General features: G+C 70.5%; 12 protein-coding genes. 1 reads left to right on the top strand and 11 read right to left on the bottom strand.

Annotated elements, in window-relative coordinates:
• Nucleotides 1-3 precede the first annotated feature (3 nt).
• From AC0IYU_RS13145 to gspG, 10 genes are all read right to left on the bottom strand, one after another.
• Complete coding sequence (locus AC0IYU_RS13145) at nt 4-1,401, bottom strand: GspE/PulE family protein (protein ID WP_472117332.1); 1,398 nt, start codon at nt 1,399-1,401, stop codon at nt 4-6.
• Between the two features lie 48 nt (nt 1,402-1,449).
• The gene (gene gspD, locus AC0IYU_RS13140; protein ID WP_472117329.1) at nt 1,450-3,750 is read right to left on the bottom strand and encodes a type II secretion system secretin GspD; all 2,301 of its coding nucleotides are present in this window, start codon (nt 3,748-3,750) and stop codon (nt 1,450-1,452) included.
• Between the two features lie 5 nt (nt 3,751-3,755).
• Complete coding sequence (gene gspN, locus AC0IYU_RS13135; RefSeq protein WP_472117327.1) at nt 3,756-4,562, bottom strand: type II secretion system protein N; 807 nt, start codon at nt 4,560-4,562, stop codon at nt 3,756-3,758.
• A 10-nt stretch (nt 4,563-4,572) separates the two neighbouring features.
• Nucleotides 4,573-5,142, bottom strand: a complete 570-nt coding sequence (gene gspM, locus AC0IYU_RS13130; protein ID WP_472117324.1) for a type II secretion system protein GspM — start codon at nt 5,140-5,142, stop codon at nt 4,573-4,575.
• A complete protein-coding gene (gene gspL, locus AC0IYU_RS13125) occupies nt 5,139-6,356 on the bottom strand; it encodes a type II secretion system protein GspL (protein ID WP_435482712.1) in 1,218 nt (405 codons plus the stop codon). Before gspL ends, gspM begins: the two co-directional genes overlap by 4 nt.
• 127 nt (nt 6,357-6,483) lie before the next feature.
• Complete coding sequence (gspK, locus tag AC0IYU_RS13120) at nt 6,484-7,452, bottom strand: type II secretion system minor pseudopilin GspK (RefSeq protein WP_435482713.1); 969 nt, start codon at nt 7,450-7,452, stop codon at nt 6,484-6,486.
• Nucleotides 7,449-8,141 (bottom strand): PulJ/GspJ family protein, encoded by a 693-nt coding sequence (locus AC0IYU_RS13115; protein WP_435482714.1) that lies wholly within the window; start codon nt 8,139-8,141, stop codon nt 7,449-7,451. The genes gspK and AC0IYU_RS13115 overlap by 4 nt, the downstream gene beginning before the upstream one ends.
• On the bottom strand, nt 8,141-8,530 hold the full coding sequence (gene gspI / locus AC0IYU_RS13110) for a type II secretion system minor pseudopilin GspI (RefSeq protein WP_472117321.1): 390 nt from the start codon (nt 8,528-8,530) through the stop codon (nt 8,141-8,143). The genes AC0IYU_RS13115 and gspI overlap by 1 nt, the downstream gene beginning before the upstream one ends.
• Nucleotides 8,527-9,045: a prepilin-type N-terminal cleavage/methylation domain-containing protein gene (locus AC0IYU_RS13105; protein WP_472117318.1), complete on the bottom strand. Its 519-nt coding sequence runs from the start codon at nt 9,043-9,045 to the stop codon at nt 8,527-8,529. Before AC0IYU_RS13105 ends, gspI begins: the two co-directional genes overlap by 4 nt.
• Entirely contained in the window at nt 9,020-9,460 is a 441-nt protein-coding gene (gene gspG / locus AC0IYU_RS13100; protein ID WP_435482717.1) for a type II secretion system major pseudopilin GspG, read from the bottom strand. The genes AC0IYU_RS13105 and gspG overlap by 26 nt, the downstream gene beginning before the upstream one ends.
• A gap of 50 nt (nt 9,461-9,510) precedes the next feature.
• Here gspG and AC0IYU_RS13095 point away from each other — a divergent pair, with 50 nt between their 5' ends.
• The gene (locus AC0IYU_RS13095; protein ID WP_472117315.1) at nt 9,511-10,116 is read left to right on the top strand and encodes a type II secretion system protein N; all 606 of its coding nucleotides are present in this window, start codon (nt 9,511-9,513) and stop codon (nt 10,114-10,116) included.
• Between the two features lie 64 nt (nt 10,117-10,180).
• Here AC0IYU_RS13095 and ilvA read toward each other — a convergent pair whose 3' ends face one another.
• Nucleotides 10,181-11,785, bottom strand: coding sequence for a threonine ammonia-lyase, biosynthetic (ilvA, locus tag AC0IYU_RS13090; RefSeq protein WP_472117312.1), 1,605 nt, complete (start codon nt 11,783-11,785; stop codon nt 10,181-10,183).
• Between the last annotated feature and the right edge of the window lie 12 nt (nt 11,786-11,797).

Raw genomic sequence — 11,797 nt, 5'->3', positions numbered from 1 at the left:
GCGCTAGTCGCGCGTGACGCGCAGCAGTTCGGCGCGCGAGGTGACGCCGGCCTGCACCAGCCGCTCGCCGTCTTCGCGCATCAGCCGCAGGCCGCCGCGCGCGCCGGCTTGCAGCAGCTCGCTCTCGGCCGCCTTGCTGTGAATGAGGCCCTGCACGGTCTCGTCGGCCACCAGCAGCTCGAAGATGCCGGTGCGGCCCTGGTAGCCGGTCTGGCCGCAGACCTCGCAGCCGGCACCCGCGCAGGCCGTGCAGACCTTGCGCACCAGCCGCTGCGCGAGCACGCCCAGCAGCGACGAGCTCAGCAGGAAGGGCTCCACGCCCATGTCGGTCAGGCGCGTGACGGCGCTGACGGAGTCGTTGGTGTGCAGCGTGGCCAGCACCAGGTGGCCGGTGAGCGAGGCCTGGATGGCGATCTGCGCGGTCTCGAAGTCGCGGATCTCGCCGATCATGATCACGTCCGGGTCCTGCCGCAGGATGGCGCGCAGGGCCTTGGCGAAGGTGAGTTCGATCTTGGCGTTGATCTGCGTCTGGCCCACGCCGGGCAGCTCGTACTCGATGGGGTCTTCCACCGTCATGATGTTGCTGCGGCTGGCGTCGAGCCGGGCCAGCGCGGCGTACAGCGTGGTGGTCTTGCCCGAGCCCGTGGGGCCCGTCACCAGGATGATGCCGTGCGGCTGCGAGATGAGTTTTTCGAAGCGATGCAGCGTGTCGCCCTGCATGCCCACCGATTCGAGCGTGAGCTTCGACTCGCTCTTGTCCAGCAGGCGCAGCACCGCGCGTTCGCCGTGCGCGCTGGGCAGCGTGGACACCCGCACGTCGACCGCGCGCGTGCCGATGCGAAGGCTGATGCGCCCGTCCTGCGGCAGCCGCTTCTCGGAGATGTCGAGGTCGGCCATGATCTTCAGCCGCGAGATCAGCGCGGCGTGCAGCGCGCGGTTGGGTTGCACCACCTCGCGCAGCGTGCCGTCGATGCGAAAGCGCACGGACGAGGTGCGCTCGTAGGGCTCGATGTGGATGTCGCTGGCGCCGTCGCGCGCAGCCTGCGTGAGCAGCGCGTTGAGCATGCGGATGATGGGCGCGTCGCCCGCGCTGGCCAGCAGGTCTTCGACGGCCGGCAGCTCCTGCATCATGCGCGAGAGGTCGGCGTCGTTCTGCACTTCGCTCACCACCGCGGCGGCGCTCGATTCGCCCTGCGAGTAGGCCGCGCTGATGCGCTGCGCCAGCACGCCGTCGGCGAGCACCTCGAAGGCCTGCACGCCGTACTTGCGCGCCACCTCGCCCACGGCGCTGCGCGCGGGGTGCGAGGACATCCACAGCGTGTGGCGGCCGTCGTCGGCTTCCTCGAGCAGCAGTTGCTGGCTGCGTGCGAACGCGTAGGGCAGGGGGTAGCGGCTGGACATCAGGGCAGTATCAAGGCATTTGGCGCGCGTCAGGGCAGTTCGCGTGCGTCAGGGCAGCTCGCGTGCGCTCACGGGATCGGCCGTGGGCGGCAGCGCGCCGCGCAGGGGGCTCGGGGCCAGGCGGCGGTTGTCGGCGGGCAGCGCCGGCGGCGGAATCAGCTGGGTGCCTTCGTCGCGCAGGCCGCCGGTGCGGTTGCTCGCGGCACCCAGCGGCGGTGCGGCCGGCAGGATGGGGGCGGCGCTCACGTTGCGCAGCATCACGTTGTCGGTGTTGGGCTGCGCCGCCTGCTGCAGGCCGCGGATCTGGTCGTAGCGGTCGTAGGCGAAGGCTTCGGTCGAGTTCGCGTCGCGCATGACCACGGGGCGCAGGAACATCATCAGGTTGTTCTTCTCGCGCTTGCGGGTCTCGTTCTTGAACAGGTTGCCCACGATCGGGATGTCGCCGGCCAGCGGCACCTTCTCGATGGCGTTGCCGTAGGTGTCCGACAGCAGGCCGCCCAGCATGACCAGGCCGCCGTCTTCCACCAGCACGCTGGATTCGAGCGAGCGCTTGTTGGTGGTGGGGCCGTTCGGGTCGGTGGTGGTGCCGGCCGCGACGTTGGAGATCTCCTGGAAGATCTGCATCTTTACCGTGCCGTTCTCGTTGATGGTCGGGCGCACGCGCAGCGTGAGGCCCACGTCCTTGCGCTCGACGGTGGTGAAGGGGTTGATGCCCACCGAGCCCGAGGTGCTGGCGTACGAGCCGGTGGGGAAGGGCACGTTCTGGCCGATGACGATCTTGGCCTCTTCGTTGTCCAGCGTCAGCAGGTTGGGCGTGGACAGCACGTTGGCGTCGTTGTCGCTGCTGAAGAAGTTGGCGATGGCGCCCAGGATGTACTGGCCGCCGACCTTGCCCGCGATGCCCAGGTTCAGGCCGGTGGGAAGGTTGATGCCCGCCGCGTTGCGGGTGGCGATGGCCTGGGTCAGCGCCAGGATGTTGGCGCCCGTCAGGCTGGAGTTGGTGCCGATGACCGCGTTGTTGCCCAGCGCGCTTTGCCACTGCACGCCGAAGTTGGCGGCCTTGGTGGCGTTCACCTCGACGATGAGCGCCTCGATCATGACCTGCGCGCGGCGCCCGTCGAGCCGGTCGATCACCGCGCGCATCTGGCGGTACTGCGGCTCGGGCGCCGTGATGATCAGCGAGTTGGTGCTCGGGTCGGCCTGGATCTGGCCGCCGGTGGACGGCTGGTTGGCGTTGTTGAGCGGCGCCGAGGCCTGCGGCGAGCTGCTTCCCTGACCGCCGAAGGCCGACTGCTGCGCCTGCTGCGAGAACGCGTTCTGCCCCTGCGGCTGGGCCGCGCCACCGGCCGCGCCCGCGGCGCCGCCCTGGGTGGTGTTGATCTGGTTGGCCGCCATGGCGGCGCGCAGCGTGGCCGCCAGGCGCACCGCGTCGGCGTTCTTCAGGTAGACGACGTAGATGTTGCCGGCCGCGCCGTTGGTGCTTTCGGCGGCCGGGCGGTCGAGCTTGTCGACCAGCGAGCGCACCAGGCTCACGCGCGCCGGGTTGGCCGCGCGAAGAATCAGCGAGTTGCTGCGCGGGTCGGCCATCAGCGTGGTGCGGAACGACGCATCGGCGGCGCCCGGGGCAGCGGCCGCGCCCGGCGCGCCCGCACCGCCGCCGTCGATCAGGCGCTGCACCAGCGGCACCATGTCGGTGGCGATGGAGTGCTTGAGCTGGATCACCTCGATGTCGGACGCGTTCGGCACGTCGAGCGACGCGATGATGCGCGCCAGCCGGCGCATGTTGTCGGCGTAGTCGGTGATCACGAGCGAGTTGTTGCCCGGGTTCACGTTGATGGTGTTGTTCGGCGGAATCAGGGGGCGCAGCACCGGCAGCAGGCTGTTGGGCGACTCGTAGTTGAGCCGGAAGATCTGCGTGACGATCTGGTTGCTGCCGCTGGACGACGCGGCGCCGATGGAGGTGTTGACGGTGCTGCTCTGCAGCTTGGCGTCGGCCTCGGGCACCACCTTGTACAGGCCGTCGGCCTCCACCACCGCGAAGCCCTGCAGCCGCAGCGCCGAGGCGAACTGGTTGAAGGCCGCGGCCGGCTGGATGGCGCGGTCGGTGACCAGGTTCATCGTGCCCTTCACGCGCGGGTCGACCACCACGTCGCGCCCGGTGACCACCGCCATGGTGCGCGCCACGGCCTCGATGTCGGCGTTGGCGAAGTTCAGCGTGATCGGCTCCCCGCGGCGCGGTGCGTCGCCGGCCTGCGCGAACACGGCGGGCGCGGCCTGCAGGAAGGTGGCGGCGATCAGCACGCGCACCGCAAGGGCGACGGTGCCGGTCGAAAACAGTGGCTTCATCATGAGGATCAACCCAGGGTGATGATCGAGCGTGCGTTGTCGCGGCGCCCGATGATGTTCAACAAATTGGAAAGTGCGTCTTCGCGGCCTGGCGCCGCACTGGCTTCGCCGTTGAAGCGGAACGAGGTGCCGTTCCAGCTGCCGCTGCCGTTGAGTTCGAGGCTGCCTGCGCGCGTGCTCAGCAGCAGCGTGGGGCTGGGGCCGCCGTCGAGCGTGAGGCGGTAGCTGCCCATCGGCCTCAGCGTCGACAGGCTGGAGGAAACGTCGGTGGCGTCGAGCGTGGCCTGGCCCGCGATGCGCAGCGCGGGACCGTCCCACTGCACTGCGAAGGCCTTGGTGGACAGGTCGAGCGCGCCTTCGAGCTTGAGCGTGTTCCAGGGCGCGCCCAGGCCGGCGAGCATGGTGGCGGGCCAGCGCGAGCGGCTGTCCTGCCAGGTGAGCAACATGCCGCCGGCGCGCGGGCTGGCCTTGAGTTCGAGCGGCTGCGCGGCACAGCAGGCCAGGTCGAGGCTGGCGGACATGCCGCCCCAGCCCGGACGCATGCGCCAGTGCAGCACGCCGGGCAGCGACACGGCCTGCGCGCCACCCGCGCCGCTGGCGAACACCACGGCAGCGGTGCCGTTCCACACGGTGCCGCGCGGGTTGGCCAGCACGAGGCGGCCTTCGCTCCAGCTCGACAGCGCCGCCGACAGCCAGCGGGCCGGCGCGAACAGCAGCACCGCCGCCAGCACGCCGAGGGTCAGCCCGAGCAGGGCCCAGCGCCAGCCGCGGGGCGGCCTGGGTTGGAAGGCGGAGGGGGCGGACCGGGTCACCATGCGGTGCTGCTCATCGCGCCGCGGGCAGCGCCATGACGACGGTGCCGTCCCAGCGGACCACCGGCGGCTTGGCGGCGTCCTTGCCGCCTGGCGACGGTGCGGCCGCGGCGGCGGGCGTGGAGGCGGGCGTGGATGTGGGCGCGCGGGTCAGGTGCACTTCGCGCGGCACCGCATGGGCATTGCCGCGGGCCTGGGCAAGCCATTGGGCGAGCGTGGGCGCAGGCGCGGCGCGCAGCGACACCGTGGCGGCACCGTCGCCGCCGGCCGTCATGAGCTGGGCATTGCTGGCGCCGAGGCCGTCGCGCACCGAGGTCTCCAGCGCGCGCAGCGCGTCGTCGCGGTTCAGCCGCGGCTGCGATTGCAGCGCCTTCGCGCGGTTCTGCAAGGTGGCCATCTGCTGCAGTTGGGCGTCGAGCCGTGCGTGTTCGGCCGGGGCCGCGGCCAGCGTGCGCAACGCGGGGGCGAGCGCAATCCACCACAGCAAGGCCAGTGCCACCAGCGTGGCGGCCCCTGCGACCAGGCGGCGCTCGCGCGCATCGAGCGCGGCCCAGCGCGCCTTGAGTTGTTCGCTGAAGTTCATCGGGTGGCCTCGGCCTGTGCCTGCACGAGCAGCAGGTCGCCTTCGGTGCGCACGCCGTAGCCGCGCGGCGCCATGGCGCCGGTGACCTGCGACACCTCCGACGGCTGCAGCCCCAGGCCGCGCAGGCGCAGCTGGCCTGCGCTGTAGTCGACGGCGCTGGGCACCTTGCCCGGCGGCAGGTTGGCGGCGAGCGCGCCGACCATGGGTTCGAAGTCGCTGTCGGCCACGTCGCCCACGGCCTGTTGCAGCGCCGAAACCTCGCGCTGCATCTGCAGCGGCGCGTCGATCACGATCTTCACCGAGGGGAATGTCTGGGTCAGCATGGTCTTGGCGGCCTGGCGCTTGGCGTCGAGCGCGTTGCGCTCCTTCCAGGCCCAGGCGTTCAGGCCGATGAGCTGGGTCAGCAGCAGCGCCACCACGCCCCAGCGCGCGGCACGCCATTCGGGTGCGTAGCGCAGGGTCTGGAAGACGGAGGCGAACTTCTTGCCGGCGCGCGCGCGGCCGGTCACGGCCAGGTCGAACTGCGCCAGCTCCCACGGCGTGCGCGCGGCCTGCAGCCAGCGCTGAGGCGTCTGCACGATGGGCACGCGGCGCTCCAGCAGGTGCTCGGCGGCTTCGGCCACGGCGGGTTCGGTGGTGATGACGGCAGTGTCCAGCGGCAGGCCGCTCGACAGCGCCAGCCCCGCACCGGCCAGCGGCAGAGAGACCACGCCGTCGGCGTCGCAGACGGTGAGCCGCGGCGCCTCGGGCTCGCCCGTGACCAGCAGCAGCGGCGGGGCGTCGAGCGGCTGGGGCGCGAACTCGGGAACGATGCGCACCACGCGCCGGCCGGCCGCTTCAAGCGCCTGCACCACGCTGCGCAGCCAGATGCGGTTGCAGGCCGCGACCCACACCGGCGCGCCGGCCTTGGCGTCGGGCTCGAGCGCGAAGTGCAGGCTCTCGGGCTCGTCGAGCAGGTGCTCTTCGAGCAGGCCGTCGAGCACCGCGCGCAGCCTGGAGGCGCTGCCCATGCTGCCCTTGGGCAGCGTGACGCGGTGCCACGAGAGGGCGGCGGAAGGAATGCCGAGCATGACTTCGCTGCCCGAGGGCAGGAGCGCCAGCAGCGCGCGGCCCTGGTTGCGCAACGCAATGCCGTCGTCGCCTGCCTGGGCCCAGTCGAACTCGCCCGCGGCGTCGGCCGGGGGGAGGGGGGCAAGGAGCAGCAAGGGGGTCATGTCGATGTTGGAAAAGCCGGTGGATTGTAGGTGTCTGTCCGACAGTGGAGCGCTCTTCTTTCGATAGCGTACTGTGCAGCTGTGACGCGCGTTAGAAGGCTTTTTATTTACAAATAGTGCCGCGAAATCAGGGTTTGACCGGAGTGTTCGTTGCGCCGGCGCCTCGGGTGCGCCAGATGGTCGTCACCGTGACACCGTTGCGTTGTAGGAGCGAGTGTTCCTCGACATAGGTGCGGTCCAGCCGCAGGCGGCCGTAGACCTCGAAATAATTGGTGCCCACGCCGTGCTGCGCCGCGTTGAAGGGCGCGCTGCCGCTGGGCAACGCGGCGTTGGCGGCGGCGATGTCCTTGAAGAAGCTGCGCGTGCGGCGCTCCACCAGCTGGCGCGCGCTGGCGATGTTGAGCGACTCCATGCTGGCGCTGATGGCCTCGGCGCTGGCGGTGTTCAGGTTGAGCGTGGTGCGCACCGGCAGGATCGTCACGTAGGGTTCGAGCGCCGCCGCGGTCGAGGGCGACAGGCCGAGCCACACCAGCTGCGAGACTTCCTGCGGCATCAACGGGGCGCCGCCGGCATCGCCGTCGGCACCCGTGGCGAGCGCGCTCACCAGGCCCGTGGTCATGCGATTGAGCTCGGCCACCGGCAGGCCCAGCGTGTTGAACAGCCGGGTGAAGGTGGCGACGCTGGCGGGTATGGGCTGGCCGGCGTCGACCAGCGACAGCACGTTGAGCTTGGACTGCGCGTCGACGATGCGGCCCGACAGGAACGCGTCGGGCAGGCCTTCGACGCTGTCGCTGGCCACGTTCTTCTCGGCCGCCAGGAAGGTGGTGAGCCGCGCCTCCTCGAGCGGCACGGCCCAGGGCTCGGTGAGGTTGTCGGAACCGCCGGCGCGGCCGTCCTCGCCGAGGATCAGCCGCGACCAGTCGAGCGCGCCGACCAGCACCCAGGCGGCCTGCACGCGGGCGCGCTCGGCGCCTTCGATCTCGGCGGCGCGCCATTGCTGCCAGAGCGCCGCGGCGGAAAAGGTGGCCACCAGCATCACCGTGAGCATCGCGGCGAGCAGGGCGGCGCCGGACTGGCGCTGGGCGGTCTTCGTCATGAGCTTCGGGGCGCGCCGACGGTGGGGCGGACCCAGTCGCGCGTGAGGGTGCCCGAGAGCCCGTCGCCCGGCGGCAGCGTGATCACCAGGCGCAGCCCGTCGGGCATGGCGACGACCGGGCCCGTGGGCGCATTGGGGGTGGCGGCGACGGTGGGCAACTGGCTGGCGGGCACCCAGGTGTTGTCACGAAAGAAATAGAGCTGCCAGCTGCTGGCGGGCACCAGCGTGACGTCGCTGTAGCCGCCTGCGGCGCCGGTGCCGGCGTCCTGCGACCAGGCGGCGGCCATGTTCCAGGCCTGCTGCCACTCGCCGCGCGTGGCGAAGGGCAGCGATTGCCAGCGCCGCCAGCGCACGCCGTCGGGGCCTTGCTTGAGCGTCCAGGCGACCACCAGCACGGAGGGCGCGCTGGCGTCGCTGCCGCGCCGCGTGAGGCGCAGCACGCGGCCGTCCCAGTCGATCGGGCGGGTCTGCGCCAGCGTGGTCACGGCGTCGAGGTCGGCGCCCCACTGCGCAAGCGTGGTCTGCAGCGTCAGCACGGCGTCGGCGCGCTGCTGGTTCTGCGTGGTGGCGCGCGACATGCTCTCCAGTCCGCGCCAGCTCACGAGCGACAGCAGGGCCATCACCGAGATGGCGACGAGCAGCTCGATCAGCGTGAAGCCGCGCGGGGCGGTGGGTGTGGCGCGCCGCATCAGTAGCGCCCCACCACGGTCGAGATGCGCAGGATCGGCGCGTCGCCCTCGTCGCGCACCTGCACGTCGACACGGCGGAAGTTCGGGTTCAGCGTGGGAAAGGTCGAGGTCGTCACGTTGAACGACACGCCGGCCTGCGGGCAGATCGAGCCCGAGTCGCCCACCGCCGGCATCTGCCGCGAGAGCCGCGCCTTGGCGAGTTCGTTCTCCGCGCACAGCTCGGCCAGCACCAGGTCGGACTGGCGCTGCGCATTGCGGGTGAGCGACATCGTGGCCTGCGAGCCCGCGGCCAGCGCCAGCGCCACGATGCCCAGCGCGATCAGCACTTCGATCAGCGTGAAACCGCGGCCGTGCGAGACGCGTGATGACGAAAGGCGCCGCGCGCTCATTGGACGGCCGTCACGGTGAAGGGGCGCAGCCCGTCGGTGGCGATGCGCAACGCGCGGGCGGGTGGGCCGGCCGAATAGAGCATGACCTGCTGCGGCGCAATGATCGGGTCGGGCCCCAGCTGCAGGCCCGGAACCGGCACACCGCTGGCGAGCGAAGCCTGCGCCGTGATGCCTTCGGCGGCCCAGCCGCTGGGCAGCGCACCGGCCGGCAGGCCGTCGAACACGAAGCCGCCTTCCACCAGGCGCCACCGCACCACCACGCCGCTGGCGCGCGACTGGGCGCGCGCCGATTCGAGCAGGGCGGCCAGGCGGTCGCCCTCGCGGTCGAGCTTGGCGGCGTCGGTGTCGCGCATGGCGAAGCTCACGGCGGCGGTGGCAATCGCGATGATCGCGATCACCACGATCAGCTCCAGCAGGGTGAAGCCGGCGGCCGGATGGCTGTTGTGGGGAGGGTGCGGATGCAGGTTGCGGCGCGGCGCGCCCGGGCTGCTACTGCCAGCTGCCGATGTCGGCATTCTTGCCCTCGCCGCCGCTCTGGCCGTCGGCGCCGAACGAGAGCACGTCGATCTCGCCCTTGATGCCCGGGTTCATGTACTGGTACGGATGGCCCCAGGGGTCGTTGGGCAGCTTCTCGACGTAGGGCTTCCAGTTGGGCGCGGCCGGGCCCGAGGTCGGGCGGGTGAGCAGCGCCTGCAGGCCCTGCTCGCCGGTGGGGTAGCGCTGGTTGTCCAGGCGGTAGAGCTTGAGCGCCTGCATCAGGTTGTTGATGTCGGTGCGTGCGGCCGTCACGCGGGCGTCGTCGGCGCGTTCGATCACGTTCGGCACGATCAGCGCCGCGAGCACGCCGATGATGACCAGCACGACCATCAGTTCGATCAGCGTGAAGCCGCGTTGGGCGGTGCGGGTGGCGGTACGAAGGAATTTTTTCATGGGTTCGGCGGACATGATTCGGAAGGCGCGCTGCATGATAATCCGCGCCCATGACAAGTCCTTACTCCGCCGCCCGCTGGCATGCCCCACTTGCAACGACAGGGCTTTGGGCGCTGGCAGCCGGCGCGGCCGTGTTCTGGGCGCTGCGCCTGGCCTCGCCGACCGACATGGTCGCGGCGGCCGCGACCATGCCCCGGCCGTCGGTTGCGGCCGACTCGGATGCGGTGGCGCGGCTGCTGGGCGTGCTCCCCGCATCGAGCACCGCGCCGGTGACGCCGGAGGCGGCCAGCCGCTTCGCACTGTCGGGTGTCGTGGCCGACCCGTCGAAGCAGGGCGCCGCGCTGATCGCCATCGACGGCAAGCCGCCGCGGCCGTTTCGCGTGGGGTCGAGGGTTGGCGACAACTACGTGCTGCAGTCGGTGGGATTGCGCTCTGCCACGCTGGGCGCGCAGGCCGACGGGCCCGCGGCGTTCACGCTGCAACTGCCGGTGCGCGCGCCGATCAGCGTGTCGAGCGTGCCGGGTGCATTGCCGACGGTGGCGTCGGCACCGCCCGTGTCCATGAGCGCCCCGCCGCCCGCCGGATTGCCGCCGGCGATGATGCCGACGGTGGTGGCGCCACCTCCGCAGCAGGCGCCTCAAGGGCAGGCGCAGTAGCCCGCAGCAGGGCGCAGCGAACGATTCAGCGACAGAAGCCGGCCTTGCGCCGGCTTCTGTCTTTTCAGGCCTGCAGGAACATGCGGTACGCCGGGTTGGCCGTTTCCTCGACGTAGGGATAGCCCAGCGTTTCGAGGAAGGCGTCGAACGCGGCGGACTCACCGGTCGGCACCTGCAGCCCGACCAGGATGCGTCCGTAGTCGGCGCCCTGGTTGCGGTAGTGGAACAGGCTGATGTTCCAGTTGGGCTTCATCAGGCTCAGGAACTTGAGCAGCGCGCCCGGGCGTTCGGGAAACACGAAACGCAGCAGGCGTTCGTCGTGCGCGAGACCGGTGCGCCCGCCCACGAGGTGGCGAAGGTGCTCCTTGGCCAGCTCGTCGTGCGTGAGGTCCAGTGCCTCGAAACCGTGTTCGTTGAAGCTGCGCGCAATGGTGGCCGACTCTCCGCGCTCCGAGGTCGTGAGGCCGACGAACACGTGGGCCTTGGCCGCGTCGCTGATGCGGTAGTTGAACTCGGTCACGTTGCGCGGCGCGCCGCCGGCCTCGGCGTCGCGCGCGGGCAGTTCGCTCACCAGCTCGCAGAAGCGGCGGAAGCTGCCGCGCTCTTCGGGGATCGTGACCGCGAACAGTGCTTCGCGTTCTTCGCCGACCTCGGCCCGTTCGGCCACGAAACGCAGCCGGTCAAAGTTCATGTTGGCGCCGCACAGGATGGCCGCGTAGGTCTCGCCCTGGCGGCCGTGCCGTGCCACGTATTGCTTGATGGCCGCCACCGCCAGCGCGCCCGCCGGTTCGACGATGCCGCGCGTGTCCACGAAGATGTCCTTGATGGCGGCGCACACCGCGTCCGTGTCGACGGCGATGTACTCGTCCACCAGCTCGCTGGCGATGCGGAAGGTTTCTTCGCCGACCAGCTTGACCGCGGTGCCGTCCGAGAACAGACCGACGTCGGGCAGGTTCACCCGCTGGTGCGCGGCGACCGATTGCATCATCGCGTCGGAGTCGTTCATCTGCACGCCGATGACCTTGATCTCGGGGCGCACGGCCTTGATGTAGTTGGCCACCCCGGAGATCAGGCCGCCGCCGCCGATCGCGACGAACACGGCATCGAGCCGGCCCTGGTGCTGGCGCAGGATTTCCATCGCGATGGTGCCCTGGCCTGCAATGACGTCAGGGTCGTCGAAGGGGTGGACGAAGGTCAGGTCTTGCTGCGTCTGCAATTCGAGTGCGTGCAGATAAGCGTCCGAATAGCTTTCGCCGTGCAGCACGATTTCGCCGCCGAAGCCGCGTACGGCATCGATCTTCAAGCGGGGCGTGGTCACCGGCATCACGATGACGGCGCGGGTGCCGAGCTTGCGCGCGCCCAATGCAACGCCCTGTGCGTGATTGCCGGCGGATGCGCAAATCACGCCGCTCGCCAATTGCGCCGCGCTCAGGTGCGCCATCTTGTTATAGGCGCCACGCAGCTTGAAGCTGAATACCGGTTGCTGGTCTTCGCGCTTGAGCAAGACCGTGTTGCCGAGCCGTGCGCTGAGCGCGCGCGCCTTCTCCAGAGCGGACTCCACGGCCACGTCGTACACACGGGCGTTGAGAATTTTTCTGAGATAGTCGGCGGGCGTCAGCGCCGGAGTAACAGGTGCATTGCGCACGATTTTTTCCAAGGGAGTTTTCATTTGCTAACCGTC

It is taken from the genome of Variovorax sp. AC103, from assembly GCF_979254005.1.
The sequence above is the reverse complement of the archived record's forward strand: the minus strand, read 5'-3'. Positions and strand labels throughout refer to the sequence as shown.

Coding starts and splice junctions, on each gene's coding strand:
- AC0IYU_RS13145 (WP_472117332.1), bottom strand. CDS start 1,401: ATGTCCAGCCGCTACCCCCTGCCCTACGCGTTCGCACGCAGCCAGCAA.
- gspD (WP_472117329.1), bottom strand. CDS start 3,750: ATGATGAAGCCACTGTTTTCGACCGGCACCGTCGCCCTTGCGGTGCGC.
- gspN (WP_472117327.1), bottom strand. CDS start 4,562: ATGGTGACCCGGTCCGCCCCCTCCGCCTTCCAACCCAGGCCGCCCCGC.
- gspM (WP_472117324.1), bottom strand. CDS start 5,142: ATGAACTTCAGCGAACAACTCAAGGCGCGCTGGGCCGCGCTCGATGCG.
- gspL (WP_435482712.1), bottom strand. CDS start 6,356: ATGACCCCCTTGCTGCTCCTTGCCCCCCTCCCCCCGGCCGACGCCGCG.
- gspK (WP_435482713.1), bottom strand. CDS start 7,452: ATGACGAAGACCGCCCAGCGCCAGTCCGGCGCCGCCCTGCTCGCCGCG.
- AC0IYU_RS13115 (WP_435482714.1), bottom strand. CDS start 8,141: ATGCGGCGCGCCACACCCACCGCCCCGCGCGGCTTCACGCTGATCGAG.
- gspI (WP_472117321.1), bottom strand. CDS start 8,530: ATGAGCGCGCGGCGCCTTTCGTCATCACGCGTCTCGCACGGCCGCGGT.
- AC0IYU_RS13105 (WP_472117318.1), bottom strand. CDS start 9,045: ATGCCGACATCGGCAGCTGGCAGTAGCAGCCCGGGCGCGCCGCGCCGC.
- gspG (WP_435482717.1), bottom strand. CDS start 9,460: ATGAAAAAATTCCTTCGTACCGCCACCCGCACCGCCCAACGCGGCTTC.
- AC0IYU_RS13095 (WP_472117315.1), top strand. CDS start 9,511: ATGACAAGTCCTTACTCCGCCGCCCGCTGGCATGCCCCACTTGCAACG.
- ilvA (WP_472117312.1), bottom strand. CDS start 11,785: ATGAAAACTCCCTTGGAAAAAATCGTGCGCAATGCACCTGTTACTCCG.